Source organism: Anaeromassilibacillus sp. An200, assembly GCF_002160025.1.
Taxonomy (GTDB): domain Bacteria; phylum Bacillota; class Clostridia; order Oscillospirales; family Acutalibacteraceae; genus Caccousia; species Caccousia stercoris.
On record NZ_NFJU01000034.1, the window covers coordinates 1 to 22,827 of the forward strand.

26 protein-coding genes are annotated in these 22,827 nt (G+C 62.6%); 22 read left to right on the forward strand and 4 right to left on the reverse strand.

Annotation, left to right across the window (positions count from 1 at the left end; all coding sequences use genetic code 11):
• Positions 1 to 472 precede the first annotated feature (472 nt).
• The 21 genes from B5F35_RS14185 to B5F35_RS14280 all read left to right on the forward strand — a co-directional run bounded on the left by B5F35_RS14185 (position 473) and on the right by B5F35_RS14280 (position 17,348).
• Positions 473 to 1,237, forward strand: coding sequence for a sirohydrochlorin cobaltochelatase (locus B5F35_RS14185; protein WP_087242093.1), 765 nt, complete (start codon positions 473 to 475; stop codon positions 1,235 to 1,237).
• An 18-nt stretch (positions 1,238 to 1,255) separates the two neighbouring features.
• Positions 1,256 to 2,389: a cobalt-precorrin-5B (C(1))-methyltransferase CbiD gene (gene cbiD, locus B5F35_RS14190; RefSeq protein ID WP_087242095.1), complete on the forward strand. Its 1,134-nt coding sequence runs from the start codon at positions 1,256 to 1,258 to the stop codon at positions 2,387 to 2,389.
• Positions 2,380 to 3,081 carry a precorrin-2 C(20)-methyltransferase gene (gene cobI / locus B5F35_RS14195; protein ID WP_087242097.1) on the forward strand — a complete coding sequence of 234 codons (702 nt, stop codon included), beginning with the start codon at positions 2,380 to 2,382 and terminating at the stop codon, positions 3,079 to 3,081. Before cbiD ends, cobI begins: the two co-directional genes overlap by 10 nt.
• Before the next feature lie 7 nt (positions 3,082 to 3,088).
• Positions 3,089 to 3,853, forward strand: a complete 765-nt coding sequence (gene cobM / locus B5F35_RS14200; protein ID WP_087242099.1) for a precorrin-4 C(11)-methyltransferase — start codon at positions 3,089 to 3,091, stop codon at positions 3,851 to 3,853.
• On the forward strand, positions 3,850 to 4,887 hold the full coding sequence (locus B5F35_RS14205; protein ID WP_087242101.1) for a cobalt-precorrin 5A hydrolase: 1,038 nt from the start codon (positions 3,850 to 3,852) through the stop codon (positions 4,885 to 4,887). The genes cobM and B5F35_RS14205 overlap by 4 nt, the downstream gene beginning before the upstream one ends.
• Before the next feature lie 27 nt (positions 4,888 to 4,914).
• A complete protein-coding gene (gene cobJ, locus B5F35_RS14210) occupies positions 4,915 to 5,658 on the forward strand; it encodes a precorrin-3B C(17)-methyltransferase (RefSeq protein WP_087242103.1) in 744 nt (247 codons plus the stop codon).
• Positions 5,646 to 6,389 (forward strand): precorrin-6A reductase, encoded by a 744-nt coding sequence (gene cobK / locus B5F35_RS14215; RefSeq protein WP_087242105.1) that lies wholly within the window; start codon positions 5,646 to 5,648, stop codon positions 6,387 to 6,389. The genes cobJ and cobK overlap by 13 nt, the downstream gene beginning before the upstream one ends.
• The gene (gene cbiE / locus B5F35_RS14220; protein WP_087242107.1) at positions 6,380 to 7,582 is read left to right on the forward strand and encodes a precorrin-6y C5,15-methyltransferase (decarboxylating) subunit CbiE; all 1,203 of its coding nucleotides are present in this window, start codon (positions 6,380 to 6,382) and stop codon (positions 7,580 to 7,582) included. The genes cobK and cbiE overlap by 10 nt, the downstream gene beginning before the upstream one ends.
• Positions 7,575 to 8,942 (forward strand): cobyrinic acid a,c-diamide synthase CobB, encoded by a 1,368-nt coding sequence (locus tag B5F35_RS14225; RefSeq protein ID WP_087242109.1) that lies wholly within the window; start codon positions 7,575 to 7,577, stop codon positions 8,940 to 8,942. Before cbiE ends, B5F35_RS14225 begins: the two co-directional genes overlap by 8 nt.
• 70 nt (positions 8,943 to 9,012) lie before the next feature.
• Positions 9,013 to 10,104 carry a nicotinate-nucleotide--dimethylbenzimidazole phosphoribosyltransferase gene (gene cobT / locus B5F35_RS14230; RefSeq protein WP_087242146.1) on the forward strand — a complete coding sequence of 364 codons (1,092 nt, stop codon included), beginning with the start codon at positions 9,013 to 9,015 and terminating at the stop codon, positions 10,102 to 10,104.
• Complete coding sequence (locus B5F35_RS14235) at positions 10,101 to 10,631, forward strand: bifunctional adenosylcobinamide kinase/adenosylcobinamide-phosphate guanylyltransferase (protein ID WP_087242111.1); 531 nt, start codon at positions 10,101 to 10,103, stop codon at positions 10,629 to 10,631. Before cobT ends, B5F35_RS14235 begins: the two co-directional genes overlap by 4 nt.
• Positions 10,628 to 11,437, forward strand: coding sequence for an adenosylcobinamide-GDP ribazoletransferase (locus B5F35_RS14240; protein ID WP_087242113.1), 810 nt, complete (start codon positions 10,628 to 10,630; stop codon positions 11,435 to 11,437). Before B5F35_RS14235 ends, B5F35_RS14240 begins: the two co-directional genes overlap by 4 nt.
• Entirely contained in the window at positions 11,428 to 11,772 is a 345-nt protein-coding gene (locus tag B5F35_RS14245) for a bifunctional adenosylcobinamide kinase/adenosylcobinamide-phosphate guanylyltransferase (protein WP_087242115.1), read from the forward strand. Before B5F35_RS14240 ends, B5F35_RS14245 begins: the two co-directional genes overlap by 10 nt.
• Entirely contained in the window at positions 11,769 to 12,776 is a 1,008-nt protein-coding gene (gene cbiB / locus B5F35_RS14250) for an adenosylcobinamide-phosphate synthase CbiB (RefSeq protein ID WP_087242117.1), read from the forward strand. The genes B5F35_RS14245 and cbiB overlap by 4 nt, the downstream gene beginning before the upstream one ends.
• Positions 12,777 to 12,898: 122 nt before the next feature.
• Positions 12,899 to 13,996, forward strand: a complete 1,098-nt coding sequence (locus B5F35_RS14255) for a pyridoxal phosphate-dependent aminotransferase (RefSeq protein ID WP_087242119.1) — start codon at positions 12,899 to 12,901, stop codon at positions 13,994 to 13,996.
• Complete coding sequence (locus B5F35_RS14260; protein ID WP_087242121.1) at positions 13,993 to 15,474, forward strand: cobyric acid synthase; 1,482 nt, start codon at positions 13,993 to 13,995, stop codon at positions 15,472 to 15,474. Before B5F35_RS14255 ends, B5F35_RS14260 begins: the two co-directional genes overlap by 4 nt.
• Positions 15,475 to 15,478: 4 nt before the next feature.
• A complete protein-coding gene (locus B5F35_RS14265; RefSeq protein WP_087242123.1) occupies positions 15,479 to 15,991 on the forward strand; it encodes a cob(I)yrinic acid a,c-diamide adenosyltransferase in 513 nt (170 codons plus the stop codon).
• Positions 15,978 to 16,205 (forward strand): hypothetical protein, encoded by a 228-nt coding sequence (locus B5F35_RS18500; RefSeq protein ID WP_140401229.1) that lies wholly within the window; start codon positions 15,978 to 15,980, stop codon positions 16,203 to 16,205. Before B5F35_RS14265 ends, B5F35_RS18500 begins: the two co-directional genes overlap by 14 nt.
• Before the next feature lie 63 nt (positions 16,206 to 16,268).
• Positions 16,269 to 16,475, forward strand: a complete 207-nt coding sequence (locus B5F35_RS14270; RefSeq protein ID WP_087242125.1) for a 4Fe-4S dicluster domain-containing protein — start codon at positions 16,269 to 16,271, stop codon at positions 16,473 to 16,475.
• Positions 16,472 to 17,107, forward strand: coding sequence for a hypothetical protein (locus tag B5F35_RS14275; protein WP_087242127.1), 636 nt, complete (start codon positions 16,472 to 16,474; stop codon positions 17,105 to 17,107). The genes B5F35_RS14270 and B5F35_RS14275 overlap by 4 nt, the downstream gene beginning before the upstream one ends.
• A complete protein-coding gene (locus B5F35_RS14280; RefSeq protein ID WP_087242129.1) occupies positions 17,055 to 17,348 on the forward strand; it encodes an ArsR/SmtB family transcription factor in 294 nt (97 codons plus the stop codon). Before B5F35_RS14275 ends, B5F35_RS14280 begins: the two co-directional genes overlap by 53 nt.
• Before the next feature lie 68 nt (positions 17,349 to 17,416).
• On the opposite strand, the gene B5F35_RS14285 is transcribed toward B5F35_RS14280, so the two are convergent.
• Genes B5F35_RS14285 through B5F35_RS14295 form a run of 3 tightly spaced genes read right to left on the reverse strand, consistent with a single transcriptional unit; the run spans position 17,417 to position 19,262 of the window.
• Positions 17,417 to 18,040 carry a hypothetical protein gene (locus B5F35_RS14285; RefSeq protein ID WP_087242131.1) on the reverse strand — a complete coding sequence of 208 codons (624 nt, stop codon included), beginning with the start codon at positions 18,038 to 18,040 and terminating at the stop codon, positions 17,417 to 17,419.
• Positions 18,025 to 18,537, reverse strand: coding sequence for a flavodoxin family protein (locus B5F35_RS14290; protein WP_087242133.1), 513 nt, complete (start codon positions 18,535 to 18,537; stop codon positions 18,025 to 18,027). The genes B5F35_RS14285 and B5F35_RS14290 overlap by 16 nt, the downstream gene beginning before the upstream one ends.
• 23 nt (positions 18,538 to 18,560) lie before the next feature.
• Entirely contained in the window at positions 18,561 to 19,262 is a 702-nt protein-coding gene (locus B5F35_RS14295; protein WP_140401230.1) for a DUF3879 family protein, read from the reverse strand.
• Positions 19,263 to 19,535: 273 nt separating this feature from the next.
• On the opposite strand from B5F35_RS14295, the gene B5F35_RS14300 reads away from it, so the two are divergent.
• Positions 19,536 to 20,456: a hypothetical protein gene (locus B5F35_RS14300; protein ID WP_087242135.1), complete on the forward strand. Its 921-nt coding sequence runs from the start codon at positions 19,536 to 19,538 to the stop codon at positions 20,454 to 20,456.
• Between the two features lie 538 nt (positions 20,457 to 20,994).
• Here the strand turns inward: B5F35_RS14300 and B5F35_RS14305 are convergent.
• Entirely contained in the window at positions 20,995 to 22,734 is a 1,740-nt protein-coding gene (locus B5F35_RS14305) for a DUF4209 domain-containing protein (RefSeq protein ID WP_087242137.1), read from the reverse strand.
• Positions 22,735 to 22,827: the final 93 nt, after the last annotated feature.

The window sequence follows — 22,827 nt, forward strand, 5'->3', positions numbered from 1 at the left end:
CGGAATCTCCCCAAATTATTCCCCACGCTAATTTGGGGAGATTCCCCCCACCAGCCGGCCAGTCTTGCGCGTCAGCGCAAATTTGGCCGGCCGTGACGGGGGAGAGGGGTCACAAACCTAACGTAGAAAAGAAGGCGTGGGGTTCGAAGGGGCAAGGCCCCTCGCGGTTCTTTCCCCCATTTCTTGGCGGCAAGAAATGGGGGGCCATGCGGCCTGAGCTAAAAAGAGAAAATCAGAAGAAATGAAGGAGAAAGAGCTCATCGCACGGAAAAAAGCGCTTCGCTGTTTTTCTCGCCCTTTCCTGGGCTTCGCATATTTTTTAGGGGCTCCGCCCCTATAACCCCGCGTCTCCGCTGCCGCTCCGGTCGGCGCCTTGTTTGTGTGCCACCGGCACACGGCGCCCTTTTATAAAAGGCTTGACCGAAAATTTCAGGCGGCTACGCCGTATAGACAGATACAGGAGGACCCATCCATGAAAACAGCTCTGCTCTGCGTCAGCTTCGGCACCAGCGTGCCGTCTGCCCGCGAAAGCATCACGGCGGTGGAAAACGCGCTGCGCGAGGAAGCGCCGCAGGCCGACTTCTTCCGCGCCTTCACCAGCCCCACGATCCGCCGCCTGCTCCTGCGCTGCGGCGAAACCGTGAAAAGCCCGAAGGAAGCCTTAAAGGAACTGGCCCCTCTCGGCTATGACCATGTCATTCTCCAGCCCACGCATCTCTTGTATGGAATCGAATACGACAACCTGCGCGCCTGCGCACAGGAATGTGAACCCCTCTTTCCGCGCCTGACATTTGGCCTGCCGCTGCTCTCCGGCTCCGGGGAGCTGTGCGGCCTTGCGCATATCCTTGAAACGGAATACCCGCCGGAGGACGGCCTTGCCTTCGTTTTCATGGGCCACGGCACGCCGCATTTTTCCAATCTGGTCTATCCGGCCTTGCAGGCCGTTTTTCATATGGACGGGCGCAAGGAGTGCTTTGTCGGCACGGTGGAGGGGTGGCCGGATCTGCCCACCGTCGTAAAGGAGCTGCATGAGAGCCGCTTTTCACGCGTGCGCCTTGTGCCGCTGATGCTTGTCGCGGGCGACCACGCGCTCCACGATATGGACGGGGACGACCCGGAAAGCTGGACAAGCACACTCACGCGCGAGGGCTTTTCCGTCGACTGCGTGATGCAGGGGCTCGGCATGCTCCGGGGCGTGCAGGATTTGTACCGCCGCCATCTGCGCGCGCTGCTGTGAGAAGGGAGGGCGAAGCCGATGGCGTTTGATCATTATATAGAGAACGGCGCGCAGCGGCTTCGCTGCGGATACACCACAGGCACATGCGCCGCGCTCGCGGCGGCGGGAGCGGCTTCCCTGCTGCTCTCCGGCGAAGCGCCGCGCGCACTCTCCCTCGTCACCCCGAAGGGAATCCCCGTCACCGTGGAACCGGTGGAGCTGTTCTGGGAGAACGACGCGGCGGTGTGCGGCGTGGCGAAGGATGGCGGCGACGACGCGGACGCGACGGACGGCCTTGTCATCCGCGCGCGCGTCACAACGATGGAGGAACCGGAAATCCGCATCGACGGCGGGGAGGGCGTGGGCCGCGTGACAAAGCCCGGACTCGACCAGCCCCCCGGCGCGGCGGCCATCAACCGCGTGCCGCGCCGCATGATCGAGGAACAGGCCCGGCGGGTGTGCGACGCGCTCGGCTACGCAGGCGGGCTTTCCGTGTGCATCAGCGTTCCCGGCGGGGAGGAAGCGGCCAAGCGCACGTTTAACCCGATGCTCGGCATCGAGGGCGGTATTTCCATCCTCGGCACGTCCGGCATTGTGGAGCCGATGAGCGAAAAAGCGCTGGTGGACACCATCGCCGTCGAGCTGCGGCAGGCGGCGGCGCTCGGCGCGCGCGACGTGATCCTCACGCCCGGCAACTACGGCAAAACCTTCCTGCGCGACCATCCGCAGGCGGCGCACGGCGTGCCGGTGGTCAAATGCTCGAACTTCATCGGCGACGCGCTTGACCTCGCGGGAAACCGGGGCTTTTCCCAAGTGCTGCTCGTGGGCCACGCGGGAAAGCTCGTGAAGCTGGCGGCGGGCGTGATGAACACCCATTCCCGGTACGCGGACGGCCGCGCGGAGGTGTTCTGCGCCCATGCCGCCGTGTGCGGCGCGCCGCAATCGCTCTGCCAGGCACTGATGCAATCGCCTTCCGCCGACGCCTGCCTTGCGCTGCTCGACGAAGCGTCCCTGCGCGAGGCGGTGATATCTTCGATCCTCACCGCCATCCAGCGCCACCTCGACCGCCGCGCGGGCGGGCGCTTTCGCACGGGGGCCGTCCTGTTCACGAACACGCTCGGCCTTCTGGGACAGACCACTACCGCAAAGGAGATCATACGCTCATGGAATTGAAACACGGAATTTTTTACGGAGTGGGGATCGGCCCCGGCGACCCGGAGCTGCTCACGCAGAAGGCTCTGCGCGTGCTCAGGGAATGTCCCGTGCTCGCCTGCCCGCAGACGCACAGCGGAGAAATGCTCGCGCTTGACATCGTGCGCGGCGCGATGGATGTTTCGGAAAAGACGATCCTCCCGCTGCGTTTTGCCATGTCCCGCGATCCCGCCGTGCAGCGCAAGGCGCACGAGGACGCGGCGCGCGAGGTGTGCCGCTGTCTGGAGCAGGGCATGGACGTGGCCATGCCGAACCTTGGCGACGTGTCGATCTATTCGACCTACTGCTATTTAATGGAAATCGTGCAGGCGGCGGGCTTTGAGACGGCCATGATCCCCGGCGTGACAAGCTTCTGCGCGATAGCGGCGCGGCTCGGGATCAGCCTGACGGAGATGAACACGCCGGTGCACATCGTCCCGGCGGGCGGCGATCTGGAAACGGCCCTGCAATGGCCGGGCACCAAGATCCTGATGAAATCCGGCAAGCAGCTTCCGGAAACGATACAGGCCGTGCGGGAGCACGCAAACCCGGCGCACAGCGCGCTGGTGCAGAACTGCGGCCTGCCGGACGAGCGGGTGTTCCCGAACCTCGCGGAGAGCGCGCCGGGGCCGGAGGGTTCCGGTTACTTTTCCACTGTGATTGTAAAGGAGTGAACGGGCGATGGTACATTTTGTGGGAGCCGGGCCGGGTGCGCCCGACCTGATTACCGTGCGCGGCGCGGATCTGCTCAGAAAGGCGGACTGCGTGATCTACGCGGGAAGCCTTGTCAACCCGGCGCTGCTCGAGAGCACCAAGCCGGGCTGTGAGATCCACAACAGCGCCATCATGACGCTTGAGCAGGTGATCGAGGTCATGCAGAAAGCGGACAGCGAGAAAAAGGACGTGGTGCGCCTGCACACCGGCGACGCCAGCCTGTTCGGCGCGATCCGTGAGCAGATGGATGAGCTGGACCGGCTCGGCATCGCCTACGACTCCACGCCGGGCGTGTCCAGCTTCTGCGGAGCGGCGGCGGCGCTTTCGGCGGAATACACGCTTCCGGGCGTGAGCCAGAGCCTGATTATCTCCCGCATGGCGGGGCGCACACCCGTGCCGCCGGGGGAATCGCTGTCCTCGCTGGCCGCCCACGGCGCGTCGATGGTGCTGTTTCTCTCCTCCGGCCTGCTGCACGAGGTGCAGGACGAGCTGCTGCGCGGCGGATTATCGCCCGAAACGCCCGCCGCGATTGTATACAAGGCCACCTGGCCCGACGAGCGCGTGATCCGCTGCACCGTCGGAACGCTGGCGCAGCGCGGCGAGGAGGAAGGGATCCGCAAAACGGCGCTGCTGCTGATCGGACAATTCCTCGACCCCAGTTATGAGCGAAGCTGCCTGTACGACCCGTCCTTTACGACGGAGTTCCGGCAGGCGGAGCAGCCGAAGCCATGAGCGGGCCGTCCTTCCTCGCCTTCACGGATCGCGGCGAAGCGCTCGCGCGGGATCTGGCGCATGCGCTTGGGGGCGAAGCGATGCGCTCCGGGAAACCGGAAACGCTCCGCGAGTGGACGGAAAAACGCTTTGTTTCCGGCGGCGCGCTTGTGTTCGTCGGCGCGGTGGGAATTGCCGTGCGCGCCATTGCGCCGTATGTGGATAAAAAATGGAAGGATCCCGCCGTCGTTGCGGTGGATGAGTGCGGGAGGTTCGCCGTGCCGCTCCTCTCCGGCCATCTCGGCGGGGCGAACCGGCTGGCGCGCGCGATTGCGGAGCTCTGCGGGGCCACGCCCGTCGTGACGACGGCGACGGATCTGCACGCCCTGTTCGCCGTGGACGACTGGGCGCGCGTGCAGAACCTCTGCGTCGTCGAGCCGAAGCGGATCCGCACGGTGTCCGCGAAGGTGCTCGCGGGCGGCGTCCTGCGCTTATGGAGCCGCTTTCCCATCGAGGGAACCCCGCCCGCTGAGGTGGAGCTGCTTTCCACCCCGCCCGCAGGGGAAGAATCCGGCGCACCTTCCGGGGAATCCTCTCCCGCGCCCGACGTATTTCTGAGCGTCCACCGCGAGGACGGCACAGCGCTGCACCTTGCGCCGCGCGCCGTCGTGCTCGGCGTGGGCTGCCGCCGGGGCATTTCCCGGGAAAGCATCGAGGACGCGTTCGCCGCGTTTCTCGCGCAATCCGGCCTTCTGCCAAAAGCGGTGCGCACCGTGGCGAGCATCGATCTCAAAAAAGACGAGGAAGGGCTGCTGGCGTTCTGCCGCGCGCACGGCTGGCCGCTCGAGACGCGCTCCGCGCGGGAGCTCAATGAAACGCCGGGCGATTTCACGCCCTCGCCGTTTGTGCGCTCCGTCACCGGGACGGACAACGTGTGCGAGCGCAGCGCGGCGGCGGTGAGCGGCGGGGAAATCCTGCACCGAAAGTATTCCCTCGGCGGCGTAACGATGGCGGCGGCTCTCGCCCCGCTTCATCTGACGTGGAGCCGCGATTGATCTGATTTTTTCACAGGAGGAACCACCATGAACACCTTATTTGTTGTCGGTATCGGGCCGGGAGGGCCGGAATTTCTCACGGGCGAGGCCCGCGAAGCGCTCTCCCGCGCGCAGGTGCTGTGCGGATATACCGTCTATGTCGATCTTGTCGCGCCGCTCTTTCCGGGGAAGGAGACGTACACCTCCCCGATGACAAAGGAGCTCGAGCGCTGCCGCTGGGCGCTGGAAACGGCGCAATCGGGCCGCGACGTGGCCTTTGTGTGCAGCGGAGACGCAGGCGTGTACGGCATGGCCGGGCTGCTGCTGCAATTAGCGCCCCAGTTCCCGGCGGTGGAGATCCGCGTGGTGGCCGGGGTGACGGCGGCGCTCTCCGGCGGCGCGGTGCTCGGCGCGCCGCTGGGGCACGACTTCTGCGTCATCTCGCTCTCCGATCTGCTCACGCCGTGGAAGGTCATCGAAACCCGCCTGCGGTGCGCGGCGCGCGGCGACTTCTGCCTGTGCCTGTATAACCCCAGCTCCCGCAAGCGCGCCGGGTATCTGCAAAAGGCGTGCGACATCCTGCTCGAAGAGGGCAGAAGCCCGCAGACCGTGTGCGGCTGGGTGAAAAACATCGGCCGGGAGGGGCAGGAGTCGCGCGTGCTCTCCCTCTCCGATCTGCGCGCAGAACAGCTTGACATGTTCACCACCGTGTTTATCGGTTCGTCCACGACGCAGGAGGTCAACGGCCGCATGGTCACGCCCCGAGGGTATGAACAGAAATGCGGGTGGTGATCTTCAGCGGCACCACGGAGGGCCGTGAGCTCTCCGCCGCGACGGTGGCGCTCGGGATGGAAACGGCCGTCTGCGTCGCCACCGAGTACGGCCGCGACGTGCAGGAGAGCGTGCCGGGCGCGGCCATCCACACCGGGCGGCTGGACGTACCGGGCATGGCGCGCGTCCTTTCGGGAGCCGATCTGTGCGTGGACGCGACGCACCCCTACGCCGCCGAGGCCAGCCGGAACATCCGCGAGGCCGCGCAAAGTGCCGGGGTGCCGTACCGCAGGCTTTTGCGCAGGGAAAGCGATCTGCCCGCCGGGTGCCTGTGCGCCGGATCGGCAGAGGAAGCCGCCCGGCTGCTCGAGGGCAGAGAAGGGAACATCCTCCTGACCACCGGAGCCAAGGAGCTGCCCGCGTTTGCCGCGCTCGGCGGGCCCCGGCTGTTCCCCCGCGTGCTTCCGAGCGTGGAAAGCCTTGTCGCGTGCGAAGCGGCGGGGATTCCCCGCGCCAACATTATTGCGATGCAGGGGCCGTTCCCGTATGACCTCAACCTCGCGCTGCTGCGGCGCTTTTCCATCCGCTTCCTCGTGACGAAGGACGGGGGCGCGCCGGGCGGCTTCGCGGAAAAGGTGCGCGCGGCACAGGACGCGGGCGCGCTTCTCTTGGTCATCCGCCGCCCCACCGAGGACGGCGAACCGTTCGACTCGATTTTACAGACATGCAGGGAGATGATGGGATGCGGGTGATTCTGGCGGCGGCGGGCGGCGGCCTGCCCAGCTCGATGACACAGGAATGCCGCGACGCGGTGCGGGAAGCAGCGTGCCTGATCGGCGCGCCCCGGCTGCTCGCGGATCTGCCGGAGCACGGAGCGGCGCGGCGGGTGGCGGCGACCAGACCGCAGGAGATTCTGGACACGGTGCGCACCGTGTCCGAAGGGACGTGCGTGGTGCTCTACAGCGGTGACACCGGACTGTATTCCGGCGCGCGGCTGCTCGTGCCGCTTCTCTCGCGCGAGCACATCCCCTGCACGGTGCTGCCGGGCGTTTCGAGCGTGCAGCTATTCGCGGCGGCGATCCAAAGGCCGTGGCAGGACTGGCTGATTGTCTCGGCGCATGGCGTTTCGTGCCGCCCCGTGGGGGCTGTGATGCAGGGAAAGCCCGTCTTTTTCCTCACCGGCACGGGACAGGGCCCGGCGGAGCTGTGCCGCGAGCTGGCGCAGGCCGGTCTCGGCGCGCTGCGCGTCACGGTGGGGGAGGAGCTTGGCCGCCCCGGGGAGCGTGTGACACAGGGGACAGCGGCGGAAATTGCCCGGCAGACCTTTTCCCCGCTGAGCGTCCTTCTCGCGGAGCCCGCGCCCGCGACGGTGCGCCGCGCGCCCGGCTTTCCCGACTCCTTCTTTGTGCGCGGGGAGGTGCCGATGACAAAGCGCGATGTGCGCGCCGCCATCCTCGCCCGGCTCGCGCCGAACCCCTCCGACGTGCTTTGGGACGTGGGCGCGGGGACGGGCAGCGTGAGCGTGGAGCTGGCGCTGGCCGCGCCGTGGGGGCGCACCTACGCGATCGAATGTGAGGAAAAGGCGATCGATCTCATCCGCGCAAACCGCGAAAAACTTGGCGCGTGGAACCTTCGCCCCGTTCACGGGAAGGCCCCGCAAGCCCTCGAATCGCTCGAAGCGCCCGACGGCGTGTTCCTCGGCGGCACGAAGGGATCGATGGCGGAGATAGTGGATCTTGTTCTGGCACGCAGTCCGCGCGCGAAGATCTGCGTTTCGGCGATCTGTGTGGAGACGCTTGGGCGCGCCGTCGACGCGCTCAAAGCGCACGGCATCGAGCCGGAAATCACGCAGGTAAGCGTGTGCGGCGCGCGGGCCGTGGGAAGTCTGCACATGCTGACGGCGCAGAATCCTGTCTTTCTGATTGCGGGGAATTGTGATGCTTGAATTTCTGGTGGCGGCCCCCTCGTCGGGCAGCGGAAAAACCGCCGTGACGTGCGCGCTTTTGGCGGCGCTCGCCCAGCGCGGCCTTTCGCCCTGCGCGTTCAAGTGCGGGCCGGATTACATCGATCCCATGTTTCACCGCTCCGTGCTGGGCGTGGAGAGCCACAACCTCGACCGCTTCCTGTGCGCGGATGAAACGCTGTTCCGCGCGCTCTACGACCGCTGCCGCGCCGGACACAAAGCCGCCGTCACCGAGGGCGTAATGGGCTACTATGACGGCCTTGGCGGCGTGACCGATGAAGCGTCCGCGTGGGACGTGGCCCGCACCCTGCGCCTGCCCGTGCTGCTGGTGCTCCGCCCGAAGGGGTCGAGCCTGACGCTGGCGGCGCAGGTGCGCGGCCTGTGCGCATTCCGGGAGGACAGCCGCATCCGTGCGCTGTTTCTGAACGACTGCTCCCCGATGCTGTTTTCGACGCTCGCCCCGATGCTCGAGCGCGAGACGGGACTGCCGGTCGTGGGCTTTTTGCCGCACCGCGAGGAGGCCGCGTTTGAAAGCCGCTATCTGGGATTGTACACCGCCGGGGAGATTTCCGATCTGCGCGGCCGGATCGGCACGCTTGCGGGGCTGCTCGAGGAATCGGGCTGCCTCGATCGGCTGCTTTCCCTTTTCGGCAGCGCAAGCGATCCCGCCGCCCCCCGCGCGGACGGATTCCCGCCGCCTATGGCGCGCATTGCCGTGGCGCGGGACGAAGCCTTCTGCTTTGTCTATGAGGAAACGCTGGACGCGCTGCGCATGGCGGGCGCGGAACCAGTCTTTTTCAGCCCAATGCGGGACGCGGCGCTCCCGGCGGGCGCGGGCGGGCTGTATCTGCCCGGCGGATACCCGGAGCTGCACGCGGCGGCGCTCGCGGAAAACGAACCGATGCGCCGGGCGGTGCGCAAAGCCGTTTTGGCCAGGATGCCCACCGTGGCCGAGTGCGGCGGCTTTTTGTATCTCGGGCAAAGCTTACAGGATGAAACCGGCGCGCCGCACCCCATGGCGGGAGCGCTGCCGGGGGACGGGCTGCGCGGAACGCGGCTGGTGCGCTTCGGCTACACGGAATTGACGGCCAAAGAGCCGAGCCTGCTGTTTGAGCCGGGCGACCGCGTCCCGGCGCACGAATTTCATTACTGGGACTGCACGGAAAACGGCGCGTCGCTGACGGCGCAAAAGCCCGTCACCGGAAAAACGTGGGACTGTGCGTTTACGGGGCCGTCGCTGTACGCGGGCTTCCCGCACCTGTACTTTGCGGGCTCGCCGCATCTCGCGGAGCGGTTCGCACAGGCCGCGGCGTGCTATGCCAAATCCGCGCGCGGCGTGTGACGGTGCGGGAAGGGAACACCCCGGCGGCGCCGCCCCGCCGCAGCATGGGGACAAGATGGGAAAAGAGAGGATGCAGAAAATGGACGCCAACGAAAGAGAACTGCTCCGCCTGCTCGAAAGCGTGACGGAGCCCGACGAAGCGGCGCGGGAAGCCGCCGCCCGTCAATGGGCCTCGTGCGCCAAGCCGCTTGGGAGCCTGGGACTGCTCGAGGAAGCCGTGGAGCGGATCGCCGCCCTGACGGGGAGCTCGCCGGTTTCGCTCTCGCCGCGCGCCGTGCTGGTGCTGTGCGCCGACAACGGCGTGGTCGCGCAGGGCGTGACGCAGACGGACAGCAGCGTGACGGCGATCGTCACGCAGAATCTCGCCAAGGGGCGCACCTCGGTGTGCCGCATGGCGTCGGTGGCAAACTGCCGCGTCGTGCCGGTGGACATGGGCGTGCTCGATTTTCCCGAAACGCCCGGCGTGCTCCGCCGCCGCACCGGCAACGGCACGGGGGATATCTCCCTCGGCCCCGCCATGACGCGCGGGCAGGCCGCGCAGGCCCTCCTCACCGGGATCGATCTCGTGCGCGAGCAGCGGGAAGCGGGCGTGCGTCTGCTGGCCACGGGTGAGATGGGGATCGGCAACACAACGACCTCAAGCGCCGTGGCGAGCGTCCTTCTCGCCCGCCCTGTGCCGGAGATGACCGGGCGCGGCGCAGGCCTTTCGGGGGAAGGACTGCGCCGGAAGATCCGCGCGATTGAGAGCGCGATCCGCGTCAACCAGCCCGATCCGTCCGACCCGCTCGACGTGCTCGCAAAGCTTGGCGGCTTTGATCTGGCCGGGATGTGCGGCGTGTTCCTCGGCGGTGCGCTGTACGGCGTGCCTGTCCTCGCGGACGGCTTTATCAGCACGGTGGCCGCGCTGTGCGCCGTGCGCCTGTGCCCCAAAGCGAAAAAGGCTGTATTTGCCAGCCACGTCTCCGCTGAACCCGCCGGGCGGCAGGTTCTCGACGCGCTTGGCCTGCCCCCGCTCATCACGGCCGGGATGCGGCTGGGCGAGGGCACGGGAGCCGTCGCGGCGATCCCGCTGCTCGACATGGCGCTCGCCGTCTTTGCGGAGGGCGACACCTTTGAGGAGAGCGGCATCGAGCCCTATGTGCCGCTGGGGGACACAGAATGACGGCGCTGGTGATCGGCGGGGCAGCCTCCGGGAAAAGCGCGTTCGCGGAGCAGCTGGCCGTCTCGCTCTCGGACGGGCCGCGCTGCTACATCGCCACCATGCAGCCCTTTGACGGCGAATGCCGCGCGCGGATTCAGCGCCACCGGGAGCAGCGCGCCGGAAAGGGCTTTGCAACGCTCGAATGCTTCACCGGCCTTCACCGTGCCGTGCCGCCCGAAAAAAGCACGGTGCTGCTCGAATGTGTGAGCAATCTTGCCGCGAACGAGCTGTACAGCCCGGACGGGGCGGGAGACGGTGCGGTGGAAGCCATTGTGGAGGGTGTGCGCTCTTTGCGCCGCCGGTGCGAACACTTGGTCATTGTGTCGAACGAGGTGTTCAGCGGCGGGTCCTCCTACGCGGGGGACACGCTCCACTATCTGCGCGTGCTCGCGCAGGTCAACCGATTGCTGGCGCAGGAAGCGGATGAGGTGTATGAGATCGTATGCGGCCTGCCCATATGCCACAAGGGGAAGGGAGTGGGGGCATGACGGCGCTGGAAACGATCGCGGTGGCGTTCGCCATGTTCTCCGCGATTCCCTGCCCACAGCCGGTGTGGACGCAAAAGAACATGCGGTACTGCATGTGCGCGTTTCCGCTGGTGGGCGCGGTGTGCGGCCTGCTGTGCGGGGGCTGGGCGGCGCTTCTGGGCACACTCCACGCGCCGGATCTGCTGCTTGCGGGCGGGATCTGCCTGATTCCTGTGCTGGTGACGGGCGGGATCCATTTAGACGGCTTTGCCGACACCTCCGACGCGCTCGCGAGCTGTGCGCCGCCGGAGAAAAAGCGGGAGATTTTGCAGGATCCGCGCTGCGGGGCGTTCGCCGTCATCCGGCTGTGCGCGTGGTTCCTCGCGGACTTTGTGCTGTGCGCCGTGGTGCGCTGGGACGCGCGCGCGCTCGTCTGCCTGGGGCTTGCGTTTGTGCTGGAGCGGTGCCTGTCCGGGTGGGCGATTGCGTCCTTCCCGATGGCGAAAAACACCGGGCTGGCACACACCTTCGCCGCCGCCGCGGACAAAAAGCGCGTGCGGATGGTGCTGGCCATTTTCAGCGCTGCGCTGGTGCTGGCGCTCGTCGCGGTAGGCCGCGCGGCGGGCCTTGCCATGGCGGTGACGGCCGGGGTGGTGCTGCTGCTCTACCGCCGCACGGCGGTGAAGCAGTTCGGCGGCATCACCGGCGATCTGGCCGGGTGGTTTTTGCAGCGCGCGGAGCTGTTCATGCTGGCGGCGCTCGCCGCCGTGCAGCTTCTTGCGGCCCAGCCGTGGGCCGCGCAACTGACAGAGGGGGGATGGCTGTGATACTCATCACAGGGCCGCTGTTCAGCGGCAAGCGCAGCACCGCGAAGGCGCTGCTGCACTGGACGGACGAAGAACTCGCGCAGAACGCCGTCCGCGACGCGCAGGAGCTGGCCGCCGGGTGCGCCGATCTGGACGCGCTTGCACAGGAGCTGGCGCAGAAGCCGGTGGTCATCGTGACCGAGGTGGGCGGCGGCGTGGTGCCCGCCGACCCGGACGAGCGCGCCGCGCGCGAAGCCGCCGGGCGGCTCTCCTGCCTGCTCGCGGAGCGGGCGGAAACGGTGATCCGCGTGTTCTGCGGCATTCCGACCATACTCAAGGGAGGGATTGCGCCATGATTCCGTTTGCCGCTCTGATTGCTTTCGTGCTTGATATGTTTCTGGGAGACCCGGAAGGTTTTCCACACCCCGTCGTTTTTCTGGGGAAAATGATCACGCGGCTGGAAACGTATCTGCGCAGCCGCTTTGCCGCCACGCCGGAGGGCGAGCGCGCCGCGGGGCGTGTGCTCGCCGTGTGTCTGCCGGTAGGGACATTCCTCGCCACCGGCTTTGCGTGCTGGCTGCTCTCCGCAATTCACCCGCTGCTCGGGCTGGCGCTGCACGTTTTCTGGGGCTGGCAATCGCTTGCCATGCGGTGTCTGGCGCAGGAGAGCGCCAACGTGTGCCGCTGCCTGAAGGCGGGCGATCTCGAAGCGGCGCGCAAAGCCGTGGCCCGCATTGTGGGGCGCGACACCGCCAGCCTTTCCGCGCAGGGCGTGACGCGCGCCGCCGTGGAGACGGTGGCCGAGAACGCTTCGGACGGCGTGACTGCCCCGCTCTTTTACTTCCTGATCGGCGGCGCGCCGCTCGCGCTCACCTACAAGGCCATCAACACCATGGACAGCATGGTGGGCTATAAAAATGACCGCTACCTGCACTTCGGGCGGGCGGCGGCGAAGCTGGACGACGCGGCGAACTATGTGCCCGCGCGGATCGCGGCGCTTTTGTGGATCCTTGCCGCCCCGCTGGCGGGCGGCAGCATGCGCGGCGCGTGGCGCATCTGGCGGCGCGACCGGCGCAACCATGCCAGCCCGAACTCCGCGCAGACGGAATCCGCCTGTGCCGGATCGCTCGGCGTGCAGCTGGCCGGACCGGCAAGCTATTTCGGGCATCTGGTAGACAAGCCCACCATCGGAGACGCGACGCGGGAGATCGAGCCGGAGGACATTCTGCGCGCCAACCGGAACATGGTATGGGCAAGCGTGCTCGGGCTTGTCATCGGCCTTGCCGTGCGCTTTTTCCTGTGGCTGATGGTCATGATCCCCGTGTGGTTCGCGGCGATTTTCTCTCACATATTCCTGTAAGGACGCTGGCTTTCTGTCTCTGTGTCCGTCCGCGCGGCAGCGCACAGCATCTTCCGCGCGCCCGCATTTCACCCCCGCGCCCGTTTTCGCGGCGTTATTCTGTCCCAAAAGGAGGAACCGGCATGGAATCCGAACCAAACCGCCGCCCCGCTCCCCGTCTGACGCACGGCGGGGACTGGGCGGGCTATCAGGAGGAATACGGCGGCCAGCCGCTCGACTTCTCCGCGAACGTCAGCCCGCTGGGCGTGCCGCCGGGCGTGCGGAAGGCCATCCGGCAGGCGGCCGCGTCGGCAGACCGGTACCCAGACCCGCTGTGCCGGTCGCTGTCCCGCGCGATTGCGGCGCACGAGGGCGTGCCGGAATCATACGTGCTCTGCGGCAACGGCGCGGCAGATTTGATCTTCCGCGCGGTGCTGGCCCGCAGGCCGCGGACGGCCCTTGTCACCGCCCCGGCCTTTTCGGAGTATGAGACAGCCCTGACCGCCTGCGGCTGTGCGGTGCGCCGCCATCTGCTGCGCGAGGAGCAGGGCTTCCGGCTGGGGGAGGACTTTCCCGAAGCGATGGGATCGGGCGCATCCGGTGCAGACCCCGACATGGTGTTCCTCTGCGAGCCGAACAACCCGACGGGCGTAACCTCCCCGCGCGAGCTGCTGCTGGAAACGGCCCGCCGCTGCCGGGAGACGGGCGCGCTGCTCATCCTCGACGAGTGCTTTGCCGACTTCCTCTTAGACCCGGACGCGCACAGCCTGCGCGCCTTTCTGCCTGAGTTCCCGAACCTTTTGATCCTCAAAGCGTTCACAAAGCTTTATGCCATGGCCGGGGTACGGCTTGGGTATGCCCTGTGCGCGGACGCATCGCTTCTTTCCCAAATGCGCGCGGCGGGCCAGCCGTGGTCTGTGTCCTCGCTGGCGCAGGCCGCCGGGGAAGCGGCGCTCTCGGAAACAGACTATGTAAAGCGGGTGCGCGCGCTGATTGCGCGGGAACGGCCATGGCTCATGGCACGGCTCGAGCAGCTTGGCCTGCGGGTGATCCCCGGCGAAGCGAACTACCTTCTGTTCTTTTCGCCCGTGCCGCTTCTCACACCCATGCGCCGGCGCGGGATTCTCCTGCGAAGCTGCGCAAACTATCACGGGCTGGGCGAGGGCTGGTACCGCACCGCCGTGCGCACGCACAAGGAAAATCTTCGTCTGGTGGAAACGTTACGCGAGGTGATCCAATGAAACACGCATGCTGCATCATGGTACAAGGCACCATGTCCGGCGCGGGCAAAAGTTTGCTGTGCGCCGCGCTGTGCCGCATTTTCAAGGAGGACGGCCTGCGCGCCGCTCCGTTTAAAAGCCAGAACATGGCGCTGAACAGCTACGTCACGCGCGACGGGCTGGAGATGGGCCGCGCGCAGGTGGTGCAGGCGCAGGCCGCCGGGCTGGAACCGGACGTGCGCATGAACCCGATCCTGCTCAAGCCGTGCAGCGACACCGGCAGCCAGGTGATTGTCAACGGCGAGGTGCGCGGCCAGATGAGCGCCGCCGACTACTTCCGCATGAAAAAGAGCCTGATCCCCGAGATCCTCGCGGCCTATGAAAGCCTTGCCGCCGAATCCGACGTGATTGTCATTGAGGGCGCAGGAAGCCCGGCGGAAATCAACCTGCGCGGCGACGATATCGTGAACATGGGTCTGGCGGAGCTGGTGGACGCGCCCGTCCTGCTGGCGGGGGACATTGACCGGGGCGGCGTGTTCGCTCAGCTGTACGGCACCGTCGCGCTGCTCGAGCCGTCCGAGCGCGCGCGCATCGGCGGACTGGTCATCAACAAGTTCCGGGGAGACGAAGCCATTTTGCGCCCCGGCCTTTCCATGCTCGAGGAAAAGACCGGCATCCCCGTGCTCGGCGTGGTGCCGTACCTGCGTGTGGACGTGGACGACGAGGACTCGCTCGCCCCGCGTCTCGGACAGCAGGCGGCGAAGAAGCCGATTGACGTGGCGGTGATCCGTCTGCCGCGCCTGTCGAACTTCACGGACTTCTCCCTGCTCGACGAACACCCCGCGCTCGGCGTGCGGTATGTGGAGGACGCACGGTCGCTCGGCACGCCGGATCTCGTCATTCTGCCCGGCACGAAAAGCACCATATCCGACCTTCTGTGGCTGCGGCAGAACGGGCTGGAAGCCGCCGTTTTGAAGCTGGCGCACGGCGGCACGCCGGTGCTCGGCGTGTGCGGCGGCTATCAGATGCTTGGCCGCACGCTGCGCGATCCGCTCGGCACGGAGGGCGGCGGGGAGGTGCGCGGCATGGGCCTTCTGCCCGTGGACACCGTGTTCTGCGAACAGAAAACGCGCACCCGCGTGCAGGCGTGCGTCACCGCTCCCGCGTTTGCCGGGGCCGCGCTCGACGGCTACGAGATCCACACGGGAAAAACCACCGTGGAGGGCGAGCCGTTCTGCCGCCTTGAAACCGGCGCGGACGATGGCTGTGTGAGCGGGAACGTGTACGGCACCTATCTGCACGGCCTGTTCGACACCGGAAGCCTGGCGCAAAAGCTTGCGGCTTTTCTGTGCGGGCGGAAGGGAATCCCCTGCGACACCGCCGCCCCGATCTCCCACCGGGCCTACCAGGAGCAGCAGTTCGCGCTTCTGGCCGAGGGCGTGCGCCATGCGCTTGATATGAAAGCCGTGTACGCGATGATGGAACAAAGGAGAGGATAACAGCATGGAAAACGGACTGATCCATTTATATTGGGGCGACGGCAAGGGCAAGACGACCGCCGCCATGGGCATGACGCTGCGCGCGCTTGCGGCGGGAAAGCGCGTGGTCATCGTTCAGTTCCTCAAGGGATCCGAGAGCGGGGAGATCCCGCTGCTCCAAAAGCTTGGCGCGACGATCCTGCGGGGCAAGCCGGGACAGAAATTTGTCTTTCAGATGAACGAGGAGGAGAAGGCCGAAACGCGCAGACAGCAGCAGGAGCTTCTGCTCGCCGCCGTGCGCGAGCCCGCCGACTTCCTTCTGCTCGACGAAGCGTGCGCCGCCTTGCAGCTTCAGATGGTGGACGAGGACACGCTGCGGCGCGCGGTGCTGGAAAAGCCTCAGGAGCAGGAGCTGGTGCTCACGGGCCGCACTCCCGCGCCATGGATGCTGGAAGCCGCCGACTACTGCACCGAAATGCACTGTGTGCGCCACCCGTATGAAAAGGGGATCGGAGCACGGCGCGGTGTGGAATATTAAAGAGCGCAAACATGAAGTTTTCGCCCGCCTTTTTCAAAAGGCGGCGGGGATTGGGGCAGAGCCCCATAAAATTCTGCGAAGCCATGAAAAGGCTAGAAAAAAGAGCGCAGCGATTTTTTTCGGACCTTTATCGCAAAGCAAAAGCCATAATGCTTTGCTGTATAAAAAGCTTTTTGACAAGCCAGGTGGATCCTTTCGACCGGATCCGCCTTGACTTTTTCCTGGAAATACAGTATATTAGCAATATCTTAATTACTAAATTACCAGGGAGGATCTTATGGCTCAATCGCTTAAAATCGCCGTGGTGGGCAGGGAATGCGTCGCCTGCGGGTGCTGCGCCCGCGTTTGTCCCAGGGAAGCTATCGCCGTCGAATGGGGGATCGCCGCCCGCGTGGACGCGCAGAAATGCGTTGGCTGCGGGAAATGCGCCAAGGTATGCCCCGCCGCCGTCATCGATCTTGTGAAACGGGAGAAAGCGGAATGAAACAAAAAAAGAGATGGTCCGACTACCTCTGGATCGCGGAGCTGCTCTACCTGTGTCTGGGGTTATTCAACATCCTGTTTGCGTGGCTGGGGATGCTCTTTTTCTGCATCCCGCTTTTAGTCGCCATTGTGGGAGGCAGCAAAGCGTACTGCAACCGCTACTGCGGGCGCGGCCAGCTGCTGGGGCTGCTGGGCGAAAAGTTAAAGCTCTCGCGCAACGTGCCGCCGCCGAAATTTCTGCGCAGCCCGTGGTTCCGCTACGGCTTCCTGACGTTTTTCATGATCATGTTCGGCCTGATGCTGGTGAGCACCTGGAAGGTGTTTACCGGCGCGCCGCTCTCCGAGACGGTGACGCTGCTTTGGGTGTTCCGCCTGCCGTGGCAGTGGGCCGACGTGAGCTTCGCCGCGCCGTGGATGGCACAGTTCGCCTTCGGATTTTTCAGCGTGATGCTCACCTCCACGATCCTCGGCCTCACGACGATGGTATTGTTCCGCCCGCGCTCGTGGTGTGTGTACTGCCCGATGGGCACGATGACGCAGGGAATCTGCAAACTCCGGAACGGAAGGAAGGCGAAAAGCTGTGGAGGAACAGGCAAAACGAATTGCGGAGCTGCTCAGGCTCCTCGCCAATGAGCACCGGCTGCTGATTCTGTGCGCGCTCATGGAAGGGCCGCGGACGGTGGGGGAGCTGCACACCTTCACACCGCACATCACCGCCTCCGCGCTGTCCCAGCATCTTTCCCAGCTGCGCACCGCGGGGATCCTCTCGTCTGAAAAGCAGGGAATGAACGTGGTGTACACCATTCGGGACGAGCGCGTGTCGGCTCTGATCCAGGCTATCAAGGCACAGTATTGCCCTGACATGGCTCCCTGAGCCACAGACCGCTTCCGCCAAAAGGGGGATCGCTCCATCCAAGAGCGATCCCCCTTTTTCTGTCCATTTTATTTTCCGTTTGGCGCGCTGCCCTCGATCTGCATCGTGGCCATCTGCTCCGCCGTGACGCCGTTTTTCGCACCGTACCGGATCCAGTATTTGGTGGAAGCCTTTACGAACATTCCCCGGGAAATGGGCATTGTCACCCGCAGGGCGCTATGCTTTCCCGTCTCAATCGCCCGCGCCAGCTTTTTGATTTTCCCCCGCACCATCGCGCGAAACGGCGTGTCAAGGATCGCCTCACCGCTGCCGATTTCGAGCACCGAACCAAACGGGAACCCGGCCTGGCGGCAAAACTGACGCACCATGTCCACCGCCGCATCGTTCTGCTCCGACTCGTAAAATCCGCAGTTGATCAGCACCGAGACCGTGGGCCTGCGTTTCGGCGGCTGCTCCTCAAACGCTTTGAGGGCATGGAGAAGCGGCACCGGGATGCCGTCCGCATAGAGGGGAAACACCAGCAGCAGATCGGTGCAGCCTTCCAGCGCGCCGCACAGCTCCTGGTGGTTATCCCGGCCCACGGCCAGATACCGCGTCTGTCCCCGGCAGCTTTCGGAAAACAGCTCCGCATACCGTTTGGAATTCGAGCGCGGCGCGCGGGGGCTTCCGTTGAGAATCAGGATCTCTGCCACGCTTCCACCTCCTTCTGCGCGAGCGCTTCCACCTCGTCCTCCCTGGCAAACAGGACGCGATAGTCCGCAAAATTCATATTTTTCGCGTTCCTTTCCACCAGCCGGCAAAACAGCTTTTCTTCCTCCGGCGACGTGCTGCCATAGGCAAGAATCGTGGCCTTCTTTGGGGCCACCGCGCGCTGCACATGGTGCGTTTCGCCGTCCAGCACCCGGATAAACGCCTGCTGCACAGGGATCGCTCGTTCGATCATGGTTTTCATCACGGTATCGTAGCCGCCGTACCGAATACGGCTGACGTACAGAACCGTTTCACTTTGGGCAATCAGCGGATACACCTTCACCGCGTCGTCCCGGATCACACACCGGCCGGGGGTTTTCGTCCAACACCCGAAGCAGCCCACACAGTTGGCTATCTTCAGCTGCGACAGATCCACAAACCGGATGGACTCGTTTTGCATCGGCAGGGCAAGCGGCCGATCACTCAAAATCAGTTTCATCTCTCTTTCCTTTCCACCAAAAGCTATGCCTTCACATCCACCGCGTTCCCGCTGGTCAGCGTAAGCGAATTGCCTGCCTGGACAATCCGGCTTTCCACCTGCTCCCTCGTAATCCCATTAAGGACGCTGGCATTAAATTTCTGCCCTGGTTTCCAGTCGGGATATGCTTCCTTGACAATACTGTAAAATGCCCGTTCATAGCATCGCTCATACTGTTCAAGCGTCCACGTTCCCGCGAGCCGGTCGGATTTTTTCACACTGAGCTGATAGCGGGTAAACACGGCGGTGCGGTCGCTGTCGCCGCTTCCCATGCCGTTATACCGAATATATTCGCGCAGGGTCGTGTCAAACATATCCTGCCGCGCCGCCTCCGAGACGTCAATAATCTTTCGGAAGGTTGAGGGATCCTTTCCCGTAATATCCATGCCGGCCACGCCGTAGCAGTTGAGCTTGTCCCCGTCCTCGTCCAGCCGCCCCATGATGTTGCGGATGGCCATTTCTTCATCGCCCTCGTACAGCTTGGCCATCTCATCCACCACACTGGTATCCTGGCCCAGCATAAGAAGCAGGGCGCGAAGCTCCTCCAGCTTGGCCTCGTACTTTTCCTGCACCGCGGACTTGGTCACACGTCCTTCGTTCAGCATCGCCTTGGCCGTCTGATAGCGTTTGCTGGTGGGATCGATCACACCCGTATAGGGCTTGAATGGGATTGGTTCGATTGCCATAACAGTTCACCTCCACAATTTTTTCGCACGTCCGCTTCTACTGGGATCATCGACCTGTTTGGGGGAAAAATAAGAGGACGGCCCGCCCAGAGCGTTGGCAACAAAATAAATTCCATCCCTACCATGCGTTTCGGGGCAAAAAGAAAAGGCCGGGCGCAGGGGGATTTTTGCCGCCACATATTTGGGTATTATGCACAAATTTTTAAGATAATTTTCTGGTTTCAACCCTGTTTTTCTTGTAAAAACTATCACATGCACATGAAATCTTGGAAAATGCAATGTATAATATATACGGCCAACGCCACGGGCTTTACCATGACCGGCTGCAAGACACTGCCGAATACAAAGAAAAAAGATGGGGAAAGCGTTGAGAACTCTATGGCGGCTCTGTCCGGCCTGATCCGTGTTTCGACCGATGACGCCATTATTAAGAAAAACAATTTTGGTGAAGGCACCACCATCTGCGCAGGGTGGAAGACCGTTGTGAACGAAAAGCCCACATCCTATTACCATGTTGACGTTTCTGAGAACTACTGGGGAGCCGGTGTCACGGAAGAGGATATTAAAGTGTTGCTGGACGGCGCAGTCTTTGAAAGCTACTATGTTGACGAGGCCATGACCAAGCTGAAAAGCGTTTTGAGCACGCCTTCCCAGTCCACCACCGACAACGATTCATCTCTGGGGCACAGTCTGCCGTCCGTAAGCGAGGGTACGAGAAACTTTGTGAGCGACACGACGAGCAACCTGACGGTCAACGGTAAGTACCAGTTCCGCATCACCAGTCTGAACGGCCACAAGCCAGTGATGACGGTGAGCAATGCGAGCTTCACGGTTGAGCTTGCGAGCCAGAGCGGAAACGACTATTTCTACGTCATCCGCTGCGTGGGCGCGGCCGGCAGCACGGCGAACGTGCTGGTCGACGGCTATCATGTCGTGTCCGTGACGGGCGGCACGGCGGGCGTTGTCTCCGACACGACCCAGCCGTTCACGGTCGCAAAGGGCGCGGCGTACCAGTTTAAGCTGACGAGCGCCTCCCGTCCGGTGTTCACAGGCAATAACGCAAACTTCACGGTTGCGTATGTCTCGAACAGCGGCAACGACTGGTTTTTCAAGGTAACGGCAACGGGTGAGAAGGGCGCTTCAACGACCTTCTCCGCGAACGACGTTGTCGTGACGACGGCGACGATCGCGTAACAAAACAGAGAAATTTCGGAAAGACCGCCGGGAAGCGGAGAAATTCTCCGTTCCCGGCGGTCTTTAAAAAATCCCAGAAAACGCCAAATGATTGACTTATATTAATGCTTTTCCTTCCAAACAGGGGGTATCATACAAGAAGCAGGGGCTGCCAAAAGGCAACCCCTGCTTCTTTGGCCCGCCCAGAGGGATTCGGCTTCGCTCTCCACGAAAGGAAGATTCACGGATTATGAATCTTTTTTCGCGCCCTTTTCCCCGGTAGGCCCGCGGACTCCCCGCCTGCGCGGGGCCCCGCTCGCGGGCTCTCCTCGCTAAAAACGTGCCACCGGCACGTTTTCTTCACGCTCGGATCTTCGGTTCGAATCCCTCTTTGAATGAAAAAATAACAGGACGGCCCCGTTAGGGTCGTCCTGTTATTTTTGAGCGGCGGCAACAGAATAGATACCGCCCTGGGCGCGTGCGGAAAAGCTCAAATACATGAAAGACCTGTTCCATGAAGGCTATTTTCGGGTATCGTATCTCTGATACGATGTCCGCTCTATTTTTCCTCTCTCTTGCTCTGCTCCTCGATTCGTCTGTAAAGCTCCGGACAGAAATGGCAGCATAGATACAGCGTAAACCACCATGCGGCTAAGCTTGGGATTGATTGCAGTTCTGTGTCAGAGTAAAGTCCATGACACACGTTGTTTCTCATGTTAAAACCATTTTTCCCGGTATAAAACACACGCACATTGAAAAGAATTTTTTCTTCTACTGATTCTTTTATTTCAGGCTGCTGGAGAATGCTGTCCAGAGAAAGCACTTCTTCCACACCGTTTGAATCTGTTTTGTATACCACGGCGCCGCAATTGCGCGCTAACTCGCGGATTGCATTTTCAACCTGCGGCATGAGAAGACACATGGACAGTCCCAGGTCTCCCCGAAATCCCGCAACCAAACCTTTGAGAAAAGATTCCTTTCTATCTGCTGGAACAAAAAGATTATCTTCAACAAGAAATTGCAGGTTTTCTTCGGTGAATTCCCATTTTTCTCTGGCAATAGCCAAACATCTTGTCGCAAACATGTCTGTTGCAATGAGATATTTCTTGGCGGCTTCATGCTCGCAGATGCATAGCTTTTCTTCATCCGACGCGCCAAGAATAGACGGGATCTTGTTAATCACTCGCCCCTGCGAGTCTATGGTTTGGGATGAGAATAAACCTGCAAGAGAAGAGCTTTGTTCAATTTCCTTGAAGAGCTTTTCTGGACTCTCTAAATTTAATAGAGCAGTAAAGAAGTACAAAAACTCTTCAAAAGTAGACTTCTGAATCCTTTGCTTTAGTTCTGTGATCGTTTCGCTCAGATCAACAGGCTTGCTTTTTATCGTTGACATCATTCCCATTCTCTTGGCTTTCAGAGGTTCCAGAGTCTTTGCCAATCTTTTTCGCTCCTGCGTTCCTTTCGCTCGGTTGGAAAGCTGGCTCCACATATTCATGGCATTATGATAAGCGGCAATCGCTCTGATAATATCAGGGGAACTGTCTTGAGAGAAATGCTGAGCCTCCCGCTCATACTCAAGCGCAATGTTCTCTATTATTTTTTGCTCGTCGCCAGGGCGCTTTTCGCTCTTATAGAGGCTATGCAAAAATTTCTTTAGCTCAATTCCCAAATGCCAGTTTTGATTTTTGCAGAAGTACTCAGCTGCGGAAATGGCTGCTCGTTCTATTTTTTCCCTGCTTTCCGGTTGCTCCTTGCTGCATGTCAGTAATCCTTCCAGGAGATAAAGAGTGCAGAACGTTGCTTGTTCGTTTAAATTCGATTCAATATGGTCGAGACATTCTTGAAAGAAGCTGTCAAAGGGGAAAGAGTCCGGCCTGTATTTTGACCAAATGCGGCAAATACCCAGGGCAATTTGCGTAAACGAAGAATTTGATGAATAGGTCGGCTCAGATAACTCCTGTTTGTAAGATTCAAGAGAAATGCTCGCATATTTTTTATCGTGGGTGTGCCACCAAAGGATTTCTCCGCAGACGGCGTTAAAATAGGAGTTCCTGGAGGCGCGGAGCAGCTCTGAAAGTGCGTCATAAACTGCTTCCTCAGCATTTATAAGATAAAATATCTGCTTTGAAGGAATAATAGGAAGAACCGTTTCTTTGCAAAGGTTTTCCACAAAAAGGGCCACTTTTTGATTGAACGGGTTTTCTGAGCCGGAAACAGTCAAAAGACTCTTTGCTCTTTGAGAGGGGGAGAGATCGCTGTTTAAGAGGCCGCTGACCTTATCCAGAAAATTGGTATCCATATCTAGTACTCCTCAATGGCGAGAATCGTTTTAGAGGTTTATATCCTCAGCAAACAAGATTTCTTGCCCTCTGAGGGTAACTTTCCTGAAGTA

Excerpts from the sequence above, each read along its gene's own strand:
- B5F35_RS14300 (WP_087242135.1), top strand. The coding sequence starts at position 19,536 with ATGCAATGTATAATATATACGGCCAACGCCACGGGCTTTACCATGACC.
- B5F35_RS14245 (WP_087242115.1), top strand. The coding sequence starts at position 11,428 with ATGGCTGTGATACTCATCACAGGGCCGCTGTTCAGCGGCAAGCGCAGC.
- cobI (WP_087242097.1), top strand. The coding sequence starts at position 2,380 with ATGGAATTGAAACACGGAATTTTTTACGGAGTGGGGATCGGCCCCGGC.
- B5F35_RS14235 (WP_087242111.1), top strand. The coding sequence starts at position 10,101 with ATGACGGCGCTGGTGATCGGCGGGGCAGCCTCCGGGAAAAGCGCGTTC.
- B5F35_RS14265 (WP_087242123.1), top strand. The coding sequence starts at position 15,479 with ATGGAAAACGGACTGATCCATTTATATTGGGGCGACGGCAAGGGCAAG.
- cbiD (WP_087242095.1), top strand. The coding sequence starts at position 1,256 with ATGGCGTTTGATCATTATATAGAGAACGGCGCGCAGCGGCTTCGCTGC.
- cobK (WP_087242105.1), top strand. The coding sequence starts at position 5,646 with ATGCGGGTGGTGATCTTCAGCGGCACCACGGAGGGCCGTGAGCTCTCC.
- B5F35_RS14260 (WP_087242121.1), top strand. The coding sequence starts at position 13,993 with ATGAAACACGCATGCTGCATCATGGTACAAGGCACCATGTCCGGCGCG.
- B5F35_RS14305 (WP_087242137.1), bottom strand. The coding sequence starts at position 22,734 with ATGGATACCAATTTTCTGGATAAGGTCAGCGGCCTCTTAAACAGCGAT.
- cbiE (WP_087242107.1), top strand. The coding sequence starts at position 6,380 with ATGCGGGTGATTCTGGCGGCGGCGGGCGGCGGCCTGCCCAGCTCGATG.
- cobM (WP_087242099.1), top strand. The coding sequence starts at position 3,089 with ATGGTACATTTTGTGGGAGCCGGGCCGGGTGCGCCCGACCTGATTACC.
- B5F35_RS14225 (WP_087242109.1), top strand. The coding sequence starts at position 7,575 with ATGCTTGAATTTCTGGTGGCGGCCCCCTCGTCGGGCAGCGGAAAAACC.
- B5F35_RS14185 (WP_087242093.1), top strand. The coding sequence starts at position 473 with ATGAAAACAGCTCTGCTCTGCGTCAGCTTCGGCACCAGCGTGCCGTCT.
- B5F35_RS14240 (WP_087242113.1), top strand. The coding sequence starts at position 10,628 with ATGACGGCGCTGGAAACGATCGCGGTGGCGTTCGCCATGTTCTCCGCG.
- B5F35_RS14255 (WP_087242119.1), top strand. The coding sequence starts at position 12,899 with ATGGAATCCGAACCAAACCGCCGCCCCGCTCCCCGTCTGACGCACGGC.
- B5F35_RS14290 (WP_087242133.1), bottom strand. The coding sequence starts at position 18,537 with ATGAAACTGATTTTGAGTGATCGGCCGCTTGCCCTGCCGATGCAAAAC.
- B5F35_RS14205 (WP_087242101.1), top strand. The coding sequence starts at position 3,850 with ATGAGCGGGCCGTCCTTCCTCGCCTTCACGGATCGCGGCGAAGCGCTC.
- B5F35_RS14295 (WP_140401230.1), bottom strand. The coding sequence starts at position 19,262 with ATGGCAATCGAACCAATCCCATTCAAGCCCTATACGGGTGTGATCGAT.
- cobJ (WP_087242103.1), top strand. The coding sequence starts at position 4,915 with ATGAACACCTTATTTGTTGTCGGTATCGGGCCGGGAGGGCCGGAATTT.
- B5F35_RS14270 (WP_087242125.1), top strand. The coding sequence starts at position 16,269 with ATGGCTCAATCGCTTAAAATCGCCGTGGTGGGCAGGGAATGCGTCGCC.
- cobT (WP_087242146.1), top strand. The coding sequence starts at position 9,013 with ATGCAGAAAATGGACGCCAACGAAAGAGAACTGCTCCGCCTGCTCGAA.
- cbiB (WP_087242117.1), top strand. The coding sequence starts at position 11,769 with ATGATTCCGTTTGCCGCTCTGATTGCTTTCGTGCTTGATATGTTTCTG.
- B5F35_RS14275 (WP_087242127.1), top strand. The coding sequence starts at position 16,472 with ATGAAACAAAAAAAGAGATGGTCCGACTACCTCTGGATCGCGGAGCTG.